The organism is Paraburkholderia sp. RL18-101-BIB-B (assembly GCF_046026985.1).
GTDB lineage: Bacteria > Pseudomonadota > Gammaproteobacteria > Burkholderiales > Burkholderiaceae > Paraburkholderia.
Window position 1 is genome coordinate 30643 of sequence record NZ_JARESV010000001.1, and the last position, 17747, is coordinate 48389.

Annotated in this window: 16 protein-coding genes; 7 read left to right on the forward strand and 9 right to left on the reverse strand. The window is 62.3% G+C overall.

Annotation, left to right across the window (positions count from 1 at the left end; translation table 11 throughout):
* Positions 1-22 precede the first annotated feature (22 nt).
* The 3 genes from P0D73_RS00140 to P0D73_RS00150 all read right to left on the reverse strand — a co-directional run bounded on the left by P0D73_RS00140 (position 23) and on the right by P0D73_RS00150 (position 1817).
* Positions 23-559, reverse strand: coding sequence for an A24 family peptidase (locus tag P0D73_RS00140; RefSeq protein WP_408428925.1), 537 nt, complete (start codon positions 557-559; stop codon positions 23-25).
* A gap of 135 nt (positions 560-694) precedes the next feature.
* Positions 695-871: a Flp family type IVb pilin gene (locus P0D73_RS00145; RefSeq protein WP_132377627.1), complete on the reverse strand. Its 177-nt coding sequence runs from the start codon at positions 869-871 to the stop codon at positions 695-697.
* A gap of 673 nt (positions 872-1544) precedes the next feature.
* Complete coding sequence (locus P0D73_RS00150; protein ID WP_408281438.1) at positions 1545-1817, reverse strand: hypothetical protein; 273 nt, start codon at positions 1815-1817, stop codon at positions 1545-1547.
* Between the two features lie 421 nt (positions 1818-2238).
* Here P0D73_RS00150 and P0D73_RS00155 point away from each other — a divergent pair, with 421 nt between their 5' ends.
* Entirely contained in the window at positions 2239-3078 is an 840-nt protein-coding gene (locus tag P0D73_RS00155; protein ID WP_408174853.1) for a metallophosphoesterase, read from the forward strand.
* A 66-nt stretch (positions 3079-3144) separates the two neighbouring features.
* Here P0D73_RS00155 and P0D73_RS00160 read toward each other — a convergent pair whose 3' ends face one another.
* The 4 genes from P0D73_RS00160 to P0D73_RS00175 all read right to left on the reverse strand — a co-directional run bounded on the left by P0D73_RS00160 (position 3145) and on the right by P0D73_RS00175 (position 7784).
* Positions 3145-4032 (reverse strand): amidohydrolase family protein, encoded by an 888-nt coding sequence (locus P0D73_RS00160; protein WP_408175362.1) that lies wholly within the window; start codon positions 4030-4032, stop codon positions 3145-3147.
* Between the two features lie 107 nt (positions 4033-4139).
* The gene (locus P0D73_RS00165) at positions 4140-5174 is read right to left on the reverse strand and encodes a substrate-binding domain-containing protein (RefSeq protein WP_408174855.1); all 1035 of its coding nucleotides are present in this window, start codon (positions 5172-5174) and stop codon (positions 4140-4142) included.
* Between the two features lie 38 nt (positions 5175-5212).
* On the reverse strand, positions 5213-6208 hold the full coding sequence (locus tag P0D73_RS00170) for an ABC transporter permease (RefSeq protein WP_408317795.1): 996 nt from the start codon (positions 6206-6208) through the stop codon (positions 5213-5215).
* 49 nt (positions 6209-6257) lie between these two features.
* The gene (locus P0D73_RS00175; protein ID WP_408428929.1) at positions 6258-7784 is read right to left on the reverse strand and encodes an ATP-binding cassette domain-containing protein; all 1527 of its coding nucleotides are present in this window, start codon (positions 7782-7784) and stop codon (positions 6258-6260) included.
* 382 nt (positions 7785-8166) lie between these two features.
* Between P0D73_RS00175 and P0D73_RS00180 the strand changes: the two genes are divergently transcribed.
* The 5 genes from P0D73_RS00180 (at position 8167) to P0D73_RS00200 (ending at position 13295) form a co-directional block, all read left to right on the forward strand.
* Entirely contained in the window at positions 8167-9063 is an 897-nt protein-coding gene (locus tag P0D73_RS00180) for a LysR substrate-binding domain-containing protein (protein WP_408174859.1), read from the forward strand.
* Positions 9064-9261: 198 nt separating this feature from the next.
* Complete coding sequence (locus P0D73_RS00185) at positions 9262-10011, forward strand: SDR family NAD(P)-dependent oxidoreductase (protein ID WP_408174860.1); 750 nt, start codon at positions 9262-9264, stop codon at positions 10009-10011.
* Between the two features lie 73 nt (positions 10012-10084).
* Entirely contained in the window at positions 10085-11413 is a 1329-nt protein-coding gene (locus P0D73_RS00190; protein WP_408249547.1) for an MFS transporter, read from the forward strand.
* Positions 11414-11451: 38 nt separating this feature from the next.
* Positions 11452-12297, forward strand: a complete 846-nt coding sequence (locus tag P0D73_RS00195) for a transketolase (RefSeq protein ID WP_408428932.1) — start codon at positions 11452-11454, stop codon at positions 12295-12297.
* Positions 12294-13295, forward strand: a complete 1002-nt coding sequence (locus P0D73_RS00200; RefSeq protein ID WP_132377638.1) for a transketolase family protein — start codon at positions 12294-12296, stop codon at positions 13293-13295. The genes P0D73_RS00195 and P0D73_RS00200 overlap by 4 nt, the downstream gene beginning before the upstream one ends.
* 111 nt (positions 13296-13406) lie before the next feature.
* On the opposite strand, the gene P0D73_RS00205 is transcribed toward P0D73_RS00200, so the two are convergent.
* On the reverse strand, positions 13407-13739 hold the full coding sequence (locus P0D73_RS00205; RefSeq protein WP_408428935.1) for a DUF2322 family protein: 333 nt from the start codon (positions 13737-13739) through the stop codon (positions 13407-13409).
* Positions 13740-13822: 83 nt separating this feature from the next.
* Positions 13823-15736 carry an SMP-30/gluconolactonase/LRE family protein gene (locus P0D73_RS00210; protein WP_408428937.1) on the reverse strand — a complete coding sequence of 638 codons (1914 nt, stop codon included), beginning with the start codon at positions 15734-15736 and terminating at the stop codon, positions 13823-13825.
* 317 nt (positions 15737-16053) lie between these two features.
* On the opposite strand from P0D73_RS00210, the gene P0D73_RS00215 reads away from it, so the two are divergent.
* A complete protein-coding gene (locus tag P0D73_RS00215) occupies positions 16054-17727 on the forward strand; it encodes an FAD-dependent oxidoreductase (protein ID WP_408317804.1) in 1674 nt (557 codons plus the stop codon).
* Positions 17728-17747 lie beyond the last annotated feature (20 nt).

Sequence of the window (17747 nt, forward strand, 5' to 3'; positions counted from 1 at the left end):
TTTTTCCCTGCCCCGGCACCCGTCACACGCTGGCGAACAACACGCATGCGCTGCCTATTGCTATCGCGACGCCGTAGGGCATGGTCCCCGTCGCACTGCTTTCAGCCACACTGCCCGACCTTCGCAGCGCGCCGTTTCCCGGCGTCGCGCAGCTGATCACCAATGCCGCCACCCCGCTTAGTCCGGCGCGCACCTGGCGACGCCGAAGCCATATTGCAAGCGACCCGATCCCACCGATCACGCAGGTCGCCAAACCTATTTCGAGTGCGCCGTAAGCGCCGCAGAAAGCGCCGATCGCCGCCATCAGCTTCACGTCGCCCGCGCCCAGCAGCCGCATCGCGTAGCCCGGCAGGAAAATCGCGCCGCCGGCCAGCAGGCCGCCCAACCACATCGTCATTCCGTCGACACCGCCGTGCGTGAACCACTGCACCGGCATCGCCACGATCAATCCTGTCGCCACCAACCAGTTAGGAATCCGGCGCGTTTGCATGTCCCACAGTGCGGCGACGAGTACCAGTGTCATCACGCACGGTCCAACCGGAAAGGGAACCCCGTTCATTGCCTGCTCCGTTTCAAGGATCGAATTGCCCTTCTGGAGTCGTTTCTTTTGAGCGCTGGGCCGTCGCTACCCTGTCTCGAAGGACCGTCGAGGCAGGGCGGGCGATCGGCTTTGCACCCGCTGCTACGCAGTGCGTCAGGCCGCGGCGGTGGCCAACTTGGTCGAGATGGTCGTGAACACGGCTTTCAGGTTCGTGCCCATCGTCGTCACCGTCGCGATGATCGCCACTGCGATCAGGCCGGCCAGCAGGCCGTATTCGATCGCTGCAACGCCGTCTTCTTCGCGCAGAAATTTCTGGATCATGTTCTTCATGCTAACCCCCGTAGAGTGAAAGTTGACTTCGGTTTAGTGCCGTTTGCAGCCGCCTGCAAAACAGGCGCGCCGAAGCGGCGTTCAAGCCCGTCACGAGGACGGAAAAAAGGGGCGAGGCCAACGCTTTGCTTCGTCACGATCACAAGTGGCCGATACCCCGTATCGATCACCGTGTCGTTGTTTATCGACATCTGTTTTCGTTGACCCCGCCGCACCCCGTAAAACGCGTGGACTTCCCCGAACGCGGTTCACGAAGACTGTTGTTGCTGCCGAATCTTTTTGCTGCGTCCCGGCTGCAACGTGTTTTTTCGTTTTGTGACTCTCTATTTGCAACGGGTATGCCAGCAGGCCTCAAAGCCTTGCTGGACAAGGATCGGCGATTCGGCGGGGAGGGCTCCAGCAAGTTCGCAACACGCGATGACTCGAATTTGAGACACGGGAAAGGGCCGGGGCGGAGCCCGCCGGCCATGCTCCGCGCATTATTTCCGGCGTGTGGAAAACCCGTAGGACCGTTGGCTGGCAATGGTTCGACAAATGCTTCGGTCAAATATGCTGCCATTGAGCGGACAAAAGTACGTTTTACTGGGCGCGTCCGGAATGTTGCAAGCGTGAGACGGACGGCCCGAGAGCGGCGCGCTGGCACGGCAGCGAAAAGCGATATCCGCACACTTCGCTATGTGGGGTAGCGCGCATTGCGCGATTGACGGTCGATCGCCCCATTGTTCTCGCGTGCGATGAAACGCTTGGGATCGACGCCGCGGCGAAAAATTTTTGGTTTCCGCGAGGAAAGCATCCCTTGCCCCCGGATGATGCGCGGCGCCTTGCTAGTGGCGCTTATCAGCGCGATTTGGGGTCCCATTCGGCATCGCGGTTTGGCAAGCGCAACGATAAAACCATCGTTCATGGCGCGCGCCATGGCGACCTGGACAGCGACGAAGGCCGACACGTCCGGCTTCGTTCAGCCCTGCGAGCCGGCCCAGTCAATGGGTGCGCCCACAACGGTTGGTCGTCGAGGACATCGGCTATGAACTGTGAGCGCCGTCATGCGCCACTTGTAACCGAGCGTAAAAGACACTGCCCGCGCCACCCGACTAATGCGACGATGTCGCCGCTCCGCCCGCACCCCACCAAGGCCCCGTTCGTCCTGAAGCTCGATCCGGACGATGGAAACGGCATGCTCGTCCCAACACCTCGTTACAAATCGACACTGAAAGCGCCCAATCGGCGGACAACACTGAGCGACGCGTTCGACTGCGCGCGAAATCCGGCCAGCGAGGACACATTCGAGGTCGAAACCATAGGGGCTTCGCGCAGCAACCGTTCAGAAGTCTTTCGTCGTTTCACGTCAACCTCATTGCGGTGAAAACATGCAGCAGACTTTCATACCCGTGCGACGCTTCAAAAAGAACACGGCCGGTCGCGACTTCGTCGTAGGCGATCTGCATGGCTGCTTTAGCCGTCTTCGAAGAGAACTGGAACTGCGCCGGTACGACCCGTCTCGCGACAGGCTTTTCGCCGTCGGCGACCTGGTCGATCGGGGCATCGAATCGCCGGCGGTGCTCGAATTCGTGAATCGATATCGGATTCAATCGGTGCGCGGCAATCATGAGGACACGATCGTGCGGTGGCACCGCCATGGCGGCAAGAACGCGTCGATTCGCTCCAACGGCGGAGAGTGGTTGTTCGATATGGCCTACGACAAAGCGGCGCTGGACGACATCGTGACGTATATGGCGGCCCTTCCCTACGCGATCGAAATCGAAACGGACGACGGCCTTGTGGGAATCGTGCACGCCAACGTGCCCATGCAATCGTGGCCGAAGATGGTTCAGGCGCTCGAACAGGAGGACCGCAACGGACCGGTGCGCCGAAAGGCGATCTGGGATCGCTCGCGCTGGATTCCGGGCAAGGCGGCAGGTTTTGTTTCGATGCGGCGGGCCTTCGCGCAACTGTGCCAACGGTTTGCTTCGGGATGGCGCGACCCGGGCGGCCGCATCGACGGCGTGGCCGCGGTCATCGTCGGGCACACGCCGGTGCGGGAGCCGCGGGTTCGCGGCAACGTCATCAACGTCGATACGGGGCTGGTGTATGGCGGAGCGCTGACGCTACTGCGTCTGGACGAGATACCCATGCTGCTCAACCGCACCGCTCGCGAACAACCCGCGTTCGGCCGGTCGAAAGGATATCCGGCGGGTTCGGGCGTGTGATCGGGCGGGCGATTGCGCGCTCGCCGTCCGCCATTCCATCCGCGCACGCCAACCGTATCGCCGGCATCACAGCCTGTACACCCGCTCCGCGTTGTCATGAAACAGCGCAGCCCTTTCTTGCGCAGAGAAGTGCCGGGTGATCTCCTTGAACGCATTGAACACGTCGTCATAACTGCTGAACAGCTTGTCGACCGGAAAGTTGCTCGCGAACATGCAGCGCTCCACGCCGAATGCTTCGATCGCGTGCAGGACGAACGGACGGATGCTGTCCACTGTCCACTTCCAGTCGCCCATGCCCAGACCGGAGATCTTGCAGAAAACGTTGTCCGCTGAAGCAAGCAAGGTCATGCTTTTTTTCCACGCCTCGATCTCTTCGGGCTTGCGATCGACTGGCATGCCGGTGTGGTTGAGCACCATGGGCGTATCGGGGAAGTCGCGCGCTAGTGCGAGCGCCTCTTCCATCTGCGTGTAATAGAGTTGTAGATCGAACGACAAACCGTACTCCTTGAGCAGCGCATAACCGCGCCGCCATTGCGGATCGCTCATCAGATGCGGGCTGTCGATAAACGTCTTCACCGGATCGCGGTGAAAATTCAGGCATTGGCGAATGCCTCGCACGTTCTTGTACTGACAGTGCTCTTCGATCACGGCCTGTGCGTTCGGCGATGACAGATCGGCAAAACCGACAATGCCATGTGGATAGCCGTGTTTGTCCGCGACACTCTGAAGCCATCGTGTTTCGGCCACCGGATCGTTGTGGTCGTATTCGACCTGAAGATGAACCGTCTTCACCACGTTCTGATTCTTGATGTCGGCAAGAAAATCGTCGATCAGATAGTCCTTGCGAATGGCCGAATAGTCTCCGAACACGCGTTTGAGCATCGGCCCTTGCAACCACGGATAGTTGCCGGTCTTCAGATCGTACAGGTGATGATGCGGGTCGATGATAGGCAGATTGTCCACAGTGCCTCCTTATAGGGTTATACGACGCGCCGCTCGGCTCGCGACAAAACGCAACGCAACGAAACGAGCGGCCGCGCAATCAGCTCAACATCGATTCCTCAGTACTTGCCCGCTGAAGGCGGATAGACACGCTTGACGGTGGCCTGCGCGTCCGGCTGATCGATCGTCTCCTTCGTCACGAGCGGCTCCTTGAGCGCGAGTTCCTGGGTGGTCGGCTTGTGGTTCAGCGCATTGAACACCTGCGTGGTCGCGTCGATCCCTTGCCCCACCGCCTCTTGCAGGAAGATGCCCTGGATCGTGCCGTCGCGCAGCAGCTTGATCGTCGTCGGGCTGCCATCGGCGGTGACGACCGCCACCTTGCCGACAGCACCACGCGTTTGCAGCGCCTTGGCGGCGCCCGTCGCGGCTTCGTCGTACATGCCGTAGATCGCCTTGACGTCCGGATGAGCGGTCAGCACGTCGTTGGCCTGCTGCACCGCTTCATTGACCGTGAGCCCGTGCGTTTCGAGCACCTGCACGAGATCGCAGCCATCGGCCTTGAACGACTCCTGCGCGCCCTTCATATACTTCTGCGCATTCTCGCGATCCTGCGGCAGCGACAGCATCGCCACCTTGTTGCTGCCGCGTTCTTTTGCGAGCTTGCAGACGTACGTGCCCTGAGCCTTGCCCGTATCGTAGTTATTCGCGGTCACGGCCGACGTATAGTCCGTCTGTCCCGCTTGCGGCCCGATACCCGTAAAAGCCACCGGCACGGACTTCGACTTCAGAAGACGCAATACGGGCGGCGTGCTGGTCGAACTGACCGGCCCGATCACGATCGCGTTGACGCCGCGCGTCATGGCCGTGCGCACGTTGTCCATCTGCTTGGCCGGCGAGTTCTCCGAGGTGAACTCGACATAGTCCATGCCGAGTTCCTGCGCCCGTTGCTTGACGCCATACGCGACCCACTGCCAGTACGAAATATCCAGCGACGGCGCGATATACGCGACCGTCTGCTTGTCCGCCGCCACCGCCATCTGCGAGGCGAACGCCGCGGCGAGCGCGACTATAGATGCCGCCACCGCTGCCGCCGCGACCCGTGCGACCGGCCGGCCCGAGAATCCGCCGGCTGATTTGAACGTGCGCTTGTTCATGATGTGTCTCCTTCCTGATAGTTTTAGCGAACCCGTGCTCAACGCCGGGCCTTGGTAACGCGGTCCACGAGAACCGCGATGAGAATCACGACACCGGTCACGGTGCCTTGCCAGAAACTGTTCACTCCGATCAGATTGGCGCCGTTCTGAATGATCGTGATCATCAGCGCACCGAGCAGCGCGCCTATCGCCGAACCGGTCCCGCCGAACAGGCTCGCGCCGCCGATCACCACGGCCGCGATGGCCTGCAGCATCAGGCTCGATCCTGCGGTGGCTTCCGCATTGCTGATGTACGAGACGCTGACGATGCTTGCAAACGAAGCCAGCAAGCCCGAAAGCAGATACGCGCCGAGCCGCACGCGATTGACAGGAATCCCGATCACGCGCGCCGACGAACTGCTGCTGCCGATCGCATACAGCCAGCGGCCCGCCACCACCTTGCGCAAGCAGAATTCGATTGCGACGAGCAGCAGCACGCACCACAGCGCATAGTTTGGCAGGCCGGGAATCAGCGTCCCCGAATCGAGCAGCCAGTAGTCGGGGTTGGAGATCGGCAGCGAATGGCCGTCGGTGACGATAAACGAGAGGCTGCCCGCAATCGCATACGTACTCAGCGTCACGACGAACGGCGCGAGTCCGACGAACGTCACGAGTGCACCGTTTAGCGCGCCGATCAGGATGCCGACGGAGAGTCCCGCGACACTGCTCGCGACCGCGCCGTAGCCGTGCGCCATCGCAAGGCCGGTGACCATGCCGGTCAGCGAGAACACCGAACCGACAGACAGATCGATGCCGCCGGTGATGATCACGAGCAACACGCCGAACGCCATGATGACGAGCGGCGCGGCCGCCTGCGTCACGTTGGAAATATTGCCGCCCGACAGCGCGGCCGGCACGATCATGCCGACCGCGAGTTCGATCACGATGATCGCAATGGCAATCGCGATTTCGGTGCGGTAGGTGGATAGCAGGCGGCGCCCCGCGCCGCTGCGTTTGGGCTGCCCCTCCACGATCGGATGAGTGGCTGATTTCATGACTGTCTCCAGAATGATGATGTTTTGTGCGAAGCGGCATTAGCCTTCGCTAGGCGGCCATGCCCGTTGCGGCGGCGAGTTGCGTTTCGTTGACGTCGGCGTGCCGCAAGACTTCGGTGGGCTTGCCGTCCAGATCGAACGCGAGCACGGTGTCGCACAGTTCGACCAGCTCGATGTATTCGGTCGACCACCAGACGATCGTCGTGCCCTGCTGCGCCATCTTGCGAATCAACGCGTAGATTTCGCGCTTCGTGCGAATGTCCACGCCGCGGGTCGGCTCTTCGAGCACCAGCAGTCTTGGGCGGAGTAATAGCCAGCGGGCGATCAGCAATTTCTGCTGCGTGCCGCCGCTCAGTGTGGCCGGCAGATCCCATAGCGAGCCCGCGCGAATCTTGAGTGCGTCGAGCAGCCGTGTGCTCTGCTCGATCTCCTCGCGCTTCACGACACTGCGCCGGTTGACGACACGCGCCGCCGCGACGAGGTTGTCGACGATGGGCAGCGTGGCGAGCACCCCCTTGTTCGAGCGGTCGCCCGAAACGAAGCCGACGCCATCGCGCGCACCGGCCGAAGGATGCCCATAGCTGACGCGAGCGCCGTCGCGTGTGATGGCCCACGAACCGGCGGGCGCGATGCCGGTCAACGCATCGATCAGCGAAGACGGACCGACCGGCGCACCCGCTAGACCGATGATCGCGCCCGCCGGCACCTCGATCGCCACGCCGTCGCGTTCGATGCGCAATGCGCCTGCATGGATGCGCGCACCGTTACCGCCGGTGTCCTGCTCCGCCAACTCCGCCGACTCCGCGACGCTTGCCGCCGCCTCGTCGACCACGATGCTCTGCCCCATGCATTCGATGATCTCGCGGTCCGTGATCGCATCGAGCGCGACGCGATCGACGGCCGTCTTACCGTCGCGAATGATCGTGCAGACGTCGGCGATCTGGCGAATCTCACGCATGCGGTGCGAGACGAACAGCACCGCGAGCCCCGTATCGGCGATCAGTCGCCGTAACACTGCAAAGAGCCGAATCGTTTCCGCGGCGGTCAGATTGGCGGTCGGTTCGTCGAGCAACAACAGCTTGGCGCCCGAGCCGAGCGCGCGGGCGATCTCCACGAGTTGACGCTCGTGCAAGGTCAAATCGCCGACCAGCCGTCCCGACGATTCACGCGCGAACTGCGGATCGATCAGCGACAGCGCTTCGACGGCGATCTCCATCGACGCGCGTTCGCTATATTTCGCCGTACCGCGCCGCAGCCGCGGCATCGCGATGTTCTCGGCCACGGACAGATGCGGCAGCAGTGCCAGTTCCTGATTGACGACCGCGATAGTGCCGGCGGCAACGTGCCCGCCTACGGATGCGCCGATCGCTTGCCCGTCGAATTCGAGCGTGCCGCCGTCGCGTTCGAACTGACCGGAAATGATCTTGATCAGCGTCGATTTGCCCGCGCCGTTGCCACCCAGAAAAGCGTGCACTTCACCGGGTGCGATCGAAAGATCGAATCCCTTCAGCACGCTCGTCGGTCCAAAGCTCTTGACGATCGAACGCGCCGTCAGCAAGAAGCGGTGTTCAGTCATGTCCTGTCTCCTTCCGCGTTTTTCCGCACGCTGCGTATGTTCTGCGAGCGCGTGGTATGAAGCCCACCGGTACACCACATCGGCGTAGACCGGCGAGTGCTTTCACTGGATAGGGGAACGAACGGGATGAAATGGCTGCGTATGAGCGTCGGCTAATCGCGCGCTCACCGGGAAAGTCGGATAATCCATTACTGTCTCCTGCACAGTTGTTGCACTGCGCAACCCATGTTTATGATTAGCCGCTCTGCGGCAGTGAAACTGCCGGATCAGTATCGAGAGGACTTCATGCATCCCTGGCTGTGCGGCTTGTCGACAGAATGGCAGTGCGAATGGCGTGCGAACAAGGCGGTTTCATTCAACTGCATCTGAAAAAAATTTCACTATGCGCATTCCACCTGTCAAAGCCATCGTCGCGTTCGAGAGCGTGGCCAGAACGAAAAGCGTCAACCGGGCCTCCGAAGAGCTCGGCTTGACCGCGTCGGCCGTCAGTCATCAGATCAGCAATCTCGAGTCGGTGATCGGCCAGCCGCTCTTCTATCGCTCGGGCCGTGGGCTCGTCCTCACGCCGACCGGCGAGCGTTATCTGTCCGATGTGACGGGATCGCTGGCGGATCTGAGCCGCGCGACCGAACGCGCGTCGAGCCGCACCGACGTCGATATCCTGCGGGTGCATTCGAGCCCCAGCTTCGGGCTCATGTGGCTGCTGCCGCGGCTCGCGTCGTTTCAGGAAGCCAATGGCGATATCCAGTTGAATCTCGCCTGCTCATATGAGGACGTCTCGTTTACCAGCGGTTACTACGACATCGACCTGCGCCACGGTTACGCGAATTGGCGCGACCTCGAAGTCAGAACGCTGCGCGGCGAATTCATCGCACCGCTCGCGTCGCCGAAATATCTGGAGAGCCATCCGGTAACAACGCCTGAAGATCTGCTGCAACATCGCCTGATCTACTCGGAGACGCCGCTCGTACAGTGGAAGCAGTGGTTCGGGCGTACCGGCGTATCGGCCGCCCATAAGACCTTCGACTTCTCCTTCGACCGCTCGTACATGTCGTTGGAGACAGCAGCGCTCGGCCTCGGCATCGCGCTCGAAAGCGTGATGCTCGCCTCGGTTCGGATCAGGGAGGGCAAGCTCGTGCCCGTATTCGACGATACGCACGCTGTGGAAGTCGGCGCGCATCATCTGGTCTATCCGCCGCAAAACGCCGAGCTTCCACGTGTCACGCGCTTTATCGCGTGGATCGAGCGCGAAGTCGGACGCATGGACCGCAAGGCCTGAGACCGGCATCGATCTTTGCCAGGGTTTTCCAGCATCACATGCGCTGAGAGTGCGAATGCGGCGTCGCACCATACAACGCCTGCTTCGAAGCAGCACGTCACCTGAAAATTTCTCAAACATAGTTGAGCAGTACGTCGTTGATGCGACCGGCCGCGCAGTAGACACTTCGGCCATCACATCAACACTCAGGAGACAATCATGCTGTTGGAGAACAAAGTCGTCATCGTGACCGGCGCCGCCTCACCGCGCGGAATCGGCAAGGCAACCGCTAAAGCACTCGCCGCTCAGGGCGCACGCATCGTCATTCTCGATCTGCGCGAAGAAGACGCGCAGCGCGCCGCCGCCGATCTCGGTGACGCGCATCTAGGCCTCGCCTGCGACGTTACCGACAAAGACGCGTGCGTCTCGGCCGCCAAAGCGACGCTCGAGCGCTACGGCCGCATCGACGGCCTCATCAACAATGCCGGCATCACGCAACCGGCGCGCACGCTGGACATCACGTCCGAAAACTTCAACGCGATCGTCGACGTCAATCTGCGCGGCACGCTCTACATGTCGCAAGCCGTGCTGCCGGCGATGAAAGAGCAGAAGAGCGGCAGCATAGTCTGCATGTCGTCGGTCTCCGCGCAACGCGGCGGCGGCATTTTCGGCGGCCCGCACTACAGCGCGGCGAAAGCCGGCGTGCTCGGTCTTTCGCGTGCAATGGCCCGCGAGTTCGGCGGCGACAGCATTCGCGTGAACTCGATCACGCCCGGTCTGATCCAGACCGACATCACCGGCGACAAGCTCACTACGGACATGCGCGCCGACATCATCAAGGGCATTCCACTCGGCCGTCTCGGCGACGCGAGCGACGTGGCGAACGCGTGCCTGTTCCTCGTCAGCGACTTGTCGACCTATCTCACGGGCATCACGCTCGACGTGAACGGCGGCATGCTCATTCATTGACGCGTTGCCGCTTGCAGAGAGCGGCAACGTGCCCGGCACCCAGGCCATCCCGGGGCCATGGAAGGAGACACCCATGAAAACGAAATACCCCGCGGCATCCCTTGCCGCAGACATGCCGGACCAGGCGGACTCGACGAGCTTCGAGTCGAAAACCTACGCGAAAGTCAGCCGCCGCCTGATCCCGTTCCTGATGCTGTGCTATCTCGGCGCCTATCTCGACCGTGTCAACGTCGGCTTCGCGAAGCTGCAGATGCTCAACGACCTGCGCTTCAGCGAAACCGTGTACGGCATGGGCGCAGGGATTTTCTTTCTCGGCTATTTCCTCTTCGAGGTGCCGAGCAACCTGGTGCTGCATCGTGTCGGCGCACGCAAGTGGCTCGCGCGGATCATGTTGACGTGGGCGGTGATCTCCGCGTGCTTCATCTTCGTGAAATCGCCAACAGCCTTCTACGTGCTGCGTTTTATGCTCGGCGTCGCCGAGGCCGGCTTCGCGCCCGGTGTGATTCTCTATCTGACCTACTGGTTTCCGGCCGCGCGCCGCGCCAAAGCGTTGTCGCTGTTCTTCATGGCGATACCGCTGGCCGGCATTATCGGCGGCCCGCTGTCGGGCTGGATCATGCACTCGCTGCAAGGCGCGATGGACATGGCCGGCTGGAAGTGGCTGTTCCTACTGGAAGCACTGCCTTCGCTCGTGCTCGGCGTCGCGATCCTGCTCTATCTCGACGATGGCATCGCGAAAGCGAAGTGGCTGACGGATTCCGAAAAGACGCTGCTCGCCCGCAATGTGGCCGGCGACAACGCGCATAAGATCGCCCACGTCTCGGTCAAGTCGTTCATCGGCGACCGCCGCTTGTGGCTGATGGCTGCGATCTACTTCTGCGTGGTGCTCGGCCAGTACGGCCTGACGTTCTGGCTGCCGACCATCATCCGCAAATCCGGCGTCGCGGATCCGCTGTGGATCGGCGTGTTCACCGCGATTCCTTATCTGTGCGCCATCATCGCACTGCCGTTGGTCGGCATGAGCGCAGACCGCCATCGCGAACGCCGGCTGCATCTGGCGATTCCGATGCTGATCGCCGCGGCGGGCTTCATCCTGCTGCCCGCAATCGGCAGTGTGCCGGCCTCTATCGTCTGTCTGAGCGTCGCTGCCGCCGGCATACTCGCGTCCTCGTCGCAGTTCTGGTCGCTGCCGACCGCGTTGCTCGGCGGCATGTCGGCCGCAGCCGGGATCGCCGCGGTGAACTGCGTCGCCAATCTCGCGGGCTTCTTCTCTCCGGCGATCGTGGGCTGGCTCAACGATCTGACTGGCAAGTCGACAGCTGGACTGATCTTTATCTCGGTGGCCGTCACGCTCGGCGCTTGCCTCGTGTTTCTGGTGCCCGCGAAGTCCGTGAACCGCTGAACCCTTCTTACTCTTTACGACTGATCACAGGAGACAACATGAACAGTCCAGAACGCGTGCCGACGGCAAGCCTTGCCGAACACGCATACCGTATCCGTAGAAACGCCCTGTTGATGGGTGAAGTGCAGGGCCAGGGTTATATCGGCCAGGCGCTCGACATCGCCGATGTTCTCGCTGTCGCTTACTTCGGCGCCATGCGCTACCGGCCGGAAGATCCCGAATGGGAGGAGCGCGACCGCTTCCTGCTGTCGAACGGACATTACGCGATCGCACTCTATGCGGCGCTCTTCGAAGCCGGCATTCTGCCCGCGGAAGAACTCGAAACCTACGGCAGCGACGACAGCCGCTTGCCCATGTCGGGCATGGCAAGCTACACGCCCGGCATGGAGATGTCCGGCGGCTCGCTCGGCCAGGGCTTGACCATCGCGGTGGGCCGCTGCCTCGGCCTGAAGCGCAAAGGTTCGAAGTCGTTCGTGTACACGCTGTTCTCCGACGGCGAACTGGACGAAGGCGCGATCTGGGAAGGCCTGATGTCCGCGAGTCACTGGAAGCTCGACAACCTGATCGCCGTGGTCGACGTGAACAACCAGCAGGCCGATGGCCCGTCGACGCAGATCATGGCGTTCGAACCGCTCGTCGAAAAACTGGAGTCGTTCGGCTGGTTCACGCAGCGCGTGGACGGCAACGATATCGCCGCCGCGGCCGCCGCGTTCGATGCGGCCCGCCAGCATCCGGTTGCGCAACCGCGCATCATCATCGCCGATACGCGCATGGGTTGCGGCGTGCCGTTCCTCGAACAACGCGAGAAAAACCACTTTATCCGCGTCGATGCCCATGAATGGCAATTGGCGCTCCAAGCACTCGAAGTAGGGAGACAAGCATGAGCAACGCGACCGCGAGCAAACCGCGCCTGAAGACCTCCGCGATGATCGCGTCGATCGCGAGCGAAGGACAGGTCACACGTTCCGCGCCCTTCGGCCACGCGCTGGTGGAACTGGCGCGGCAAAAGCAGAACGTGATCGGCATGACCGCCGACCTCGGCAAATATACGGACCTGCATATCTTCGCCAAGGAATTTCCGGAGCGCTTCTACCAGATGGGCATGGCCGAGCAATTACTGATGGGCGCGGCATCGGGATTCGCGCATGAAGGCGCGCAACCGTTCGTCACGACCTACGCGGTTTTCGCCACGCGCCGCGCGTACGACTTCATGCATCAAACGATCGCAGAAGACAATCTCGACGTGAAGATCATCTGCGCGCTGCCGGGCCTGACGACCGGCTACGGTCCCAGCCACCAGGCCGCGGAAGATCTCGCCCTGATGCGCGCGATGCCGAACATGACCGTAATCGATCCGTGCGACGCGCTCGACATCGAGCAGATGGTGCCCGCGATCGCCGCGCATCAGGGCCCTGTCTATGCGCGCCTGCTGCGCGGCAACGTGCCGGCAGTGCTCGACGAATACGACTACACGTTCGAACTCGGCAAAGCCAAACTGTTGCGCGACGGCGCGGAAGTGCTGGTCATCTCGTCCGGCATCATGACGATGCGCGCGCTCGAAGTGGCGAAGGCATTGGAGAACGACCGGATCGGCGTAGCCGTGCTGCATGTGCCGACAATCAAGCCGCTCGACACGGAAACGATCGTGCGCGAAGCGAAGCGCTCGGGGCGGCTCGTGGTGGTCGCCGAAAATCATACGGTGATCGGTGGTCTGGGCGAAGCGGTCGCCGCGGAACTGATGCGCGCGGGCGTGGCGTGTCACTTCCGGCAAGTGGGTCTGCCCGATGCGTTCCTCGATGCCGGCGCGTTGCCGACACTGCACGACCGCTATGGCATTTCGACTGCCACGATGTCCGAGGCGATCAAGGGCTGGTTGAACTGAACGTGTGTTGATTGGCGACGCCGGCATGCAGCCGGCGTCGTCTTATCCGACCAGCGCGGCCTTGCGGATCGACTCGGCCGCCAGCGCCACGCTGATGACAACCAACTCATTTCAGCCCGCAGCCACGACGTCGATCCGCAACGCTTCGCCACCCGCCGCAATCGCGAGCAGGATGTCGACGTTCGGGTGCGCACCCGGACGATTGCGCGCATCGGCCGTATGCTCGGCGAACACCACGAGGCCGTGCTCGGCCGCTTTGGCGTCGAGCGTGCCGAACGCTTGCCGCAGATAGTTGTACACCGCAAGCGAGCCCTGCTTGCCCGGCTTGTTCTCGATGCTGGCCACCACGGCGCCCTTGCCGTCCACCAGATCGATACGCGCGATACCGTCGATAGCCGGCATCTGTGCGACGTTGTTCTTGAATACGTTGCCCGGTTGAATCATTGAAACCACTCCTTGTGTTCGGAAAATTGCGGCGCGGGCCGTATCTTATCCGATAGGGAGTGTCATAGCCGAGCGCACGGTCGTCATGGCGTCCAGCGATACACCACCATGCTCGAACCGTTGTAGTTGTCTTTCGTGATCACATACTCGCCCGCGGCTCTGAGATACGCACGCAGGCCGTACATCGAATCGACGTCGTTGCCGACATCCACGGTTGCCGGACTCGAGTTGATGAGCGTGGTGACGAGCTGGCCCGTAGTGAGATTGAAGACGTCGATATTCGGCACTGTGTGCACATAGCCGACGAACAGATAATTGCCCGCCGCCGTGATCGACTTGGGATTGGCGCTGGTGAGAGTGATCACCGGATCGGGCCGCGTGGTGTTGCCCGCGCTCCAGCCGTGATAGACCTCGATGCGTGACTGCATGGCCGTCCAGTCCCAGCTTCCCGCAATGCCCTGCGCGAGGATCATGGTGTCGCTCTCCGCGAGGTAGAGGATGCGCGTGAGCGGCCGGATGCTTTGCGGAATGGAGATCGTGACCGCCGGGCTCCAAGTCGGTTTGCCGTTGCCGTCGAAGCCGCTCAGCGGATAGTGGTAGATGTGATTCGTCCGGTCCAGACCGGCCCACACGTCGCCCCTGCTATCGATGCTGAAGCCGCCCGTGACCTGCAGATTCGTATTGAACGCCGCTCCCGGAATCGACGCGTCCGGTATCGCTATGTAGCCGCTCGCCGGATTGAAATGGAAAAAATAGAAGACGCCGGGGTTCTGTCCGGACGCCACCAGAATCCGGTTACCGCCGACCGTGACGAGCTGGCCGAAGTGCTCGTCGCGCTGCGTGTCGTTCATGTTCAGGCGCGGATCGGACGGATACGTGAACGGGTCGACCGTGTTCGCGACGAAGGTGCCGCCCGCCGTGCCGGTGTAAATGTGCGTGCCGCTGTAGAAGTAGGTGCCGTCCGTCGACGGGTCCGGGGCCGCGACCGCTTCGAAGTTGAGCGACTGCAGCTTCCATTCGAGGTTGCCGGCGCTGTCGTAGGCGTGAAGGTCGGTGGCGCCGTTGCGCCCGAGGTCCCAGCTGCCGCCCCACGGGTTGTTGAGCACGTACAGGTTGCCGGCGGCGTCCTTGCCGATGCCGACCACGCGTGTGAAGCGCTTGTCGCCCACCTGCCCTTTGATGCCGCTGGTGGTGTCGAGATAGCCGCCCTGAATGCCGAACGTGCCGATGAGCGTCGGCGTGCCCGCGATCGTGTAGCGCTTGATATTCATGTCCGGCCCCTGGTCGCCGACCATGAGTTGCGCGGACGCGGCATCGAAATACAGCGCCGAGGGCCGCGACGTCGCCGGCATCTGGATGGTGTTCAGCAGCGCGCCGGCCGGACTGAATTCGACGATCGTGGCCGCGCTCTGCTGCGCGACCCACAGATTGCCGGCGCTATCCAGCGCCAGCGCACCGGGACCCGATACCTTGATGTCCTGCTGCCAGACGCCGTCGGTCGTGAAGACGCGCACGCGATTGCCGTAGAAGTCGCTCGCATACAGCAATGAGCCCGCAGTCGCGAGTCCGGTGATGACATCGGCATGCGGTATCGCGGTCCACACGCTGACGGGGATGATCAGGTCACGCGTCTGGGTCGCGCGGTTGTAGCGCCCCACCGAGCCGCTGCCGAACGACCTGTTGTATTGCAACGCTGCGAAGATCGACGTGGCATTGCCGGTAATGGCGCTGCCCTGAAAGTCGGCGTGCGTGCCGATCGAGCCGAGGCTCTGGCCGTTCTGATAGATCGCGACGCCGCCCTCGTTCTCGTCCCACAACGAAGCCGTGTAGATCACGCCTTCCGGCGCGACCCATAGCGAGCGCGCGGTGTTGCCCACGTGCGCGGCGAGTGTGCCGAACGTATTGCCCAGCCAGTCGGTGGTGTATTGCGCGTAACAGGTCTGCGCGAACAAGATCGCCGCGCACAGGAGCGTGGCACGGATATGGTGCTTGACCATGAGTAATGCTCTCCGAACAATCATTTCTCGACAATGTAACTCGCCAGATATGAAAAGTCGGTGATTCGTATGAAGATATGTTCAAGGCCCAGCAATTAAACCATGCAGCGTGCATGTAAATGGAAATGGGCCGCCCACGAGCAAGCGGCACACCCCTCTTTTTCGCACTTTACCTAGGCCTGGTCTCAGGCGCACAATCTCTGCGGATAGGACGGTCCGCCGTCGTCTCCGGTCCATGCAGACCGTTCGCGCCGATGCGGCATCCGGCAGCAAGCTCACCACGGCGCGCAGCACGCGCCCTCCATTCGGAACGCCCCATGAGCAATAAGTCGTCAAGCAGACGTGAAGACCTGGTGCCCGGCGGCAGCCGCCACCATCAGATTTTTCCAACGCTCGATGAACGTCAGTTTGCGGTGCTGGAACGATACGGCGAACGGCGCCGGCTGAAGGCAGGCGACATCCTGTTCACCGAAGGCGACCGGCACATTCCCATGTTCACCGTCGTCTCCGGCGCGATCGAGGCGACCCGAGGCGCCGGCGACAAGCGCCACGTTCTGGGCACGCACGGCCCCGGCTGCTTCACCGGCGAGGTGGGCACGCTCGCGGGCCGCGGCGCGGTCGCGACGGCCCACGCCATCAGCGATTGCGAAGTGATCGTGATCGACGAGGAATCGCTGCGGGCGCTCGTCGTCGCGGAAGCGGAGTTGAGCGAAACGATCATGCGCGCGTTCATCCTGCGGCGCGTCGCGTTCATTCAGGATCAGCACGGCGGTCTGCTGGTGATCGGCAGTTCGGCTTCGTGGAGCACGCTCGTGCTGCGGCATTTCCTGAGCCGCAATGCGCAGCCTTTCGCCTACTTCGATATCGTCGAACACGAGGAAGCCAAGGGGTTGCTCGAACGTTATAACGCAACCGAAGCCGATATACCGGTGATCGTCACCCTGCAAGGCAATGTGCTCAAGCAGCCGACCAACCGGGCGGTGGCCGATGCGATCGGCCTGAGCCCCGACCGGCTGAACGGCGAACGGTTCGACGTGGTCGTGGTCGGCGCGGGACCGGGAGGTCTTGCGGCCGCGGTGTACGCGGCCTCCGAAGGACTGAGGGTCGCGGTGCTCGACACCAAGGCGCCCGGTGGCCAGGCCGGCACCAGCTCGAAGATTGAAAATTACTTTGGATTCCCGACCGGCATCTCGGGGCAAGCGCTTGCCGGCCGGGGCCTGTCCCAATGCCGCAAATTCGGTGCGGAAGTCGGCGTGCCCATCGAAGTGCTCGGCATCGAATGTGAGAACGCGCCGCCCTTTCATTTGCGCCTCAATTACAACGAGCACGTGTATGCCAGCGCGGTCGTCATCGCGACCGGCGCGCGCTATCGAAAGCCGCTCCTGCCGCGCCTCGAAGAGTTCGAGGGAAGCGGCATCTATTACAGCGCGACCTATATGGAAGCCGCGTTCTGCAACAACCAGGAACTGGTCATAGTCGGTGGCGGGAATTCGGCTGGGCAGGCCGCGGTGTTCCTGTCGGGATTCGCGCGTCACGTGCATATCGTGATTCGCGGCGACGGACTCAGCGCGAGCATGTCGAACTATCTGATCCGACGGATCGAAGCGGCGGCGAACATCAGCGTTCATATGCGCACGCAGATCGTCGAACTGAACGGCGAGACCCAACTCGAATCGATCAAGTGGGACAGTCAAGGCCGCATCGAGGAGAAACCGATCCGCCATGTGTTCCTGTTTCTCGGCGCACAGCCGAGTACCGGTTGGCTAGGCGATTGCGTCGCGCTCGACAAACACGGCTTCGTCCTCACGGGTCCCGATGCGGTTCCGCAGTGGTCGTCGGACCGCCCGCCTCATTATCTGGAGACGAGCCGGCCCGGCATCTTTGCTGTAGGCGACGTGCGCAGCGGCTCGGTGAAGCGGGTTGCGGCCGCCGTCGGCGAGGGAGCGGCCGCGATCCAGTCGCTGCATCAATATCTGGCGCTGAACAGGTGAGACCGGGCGCTGCGTGCGCC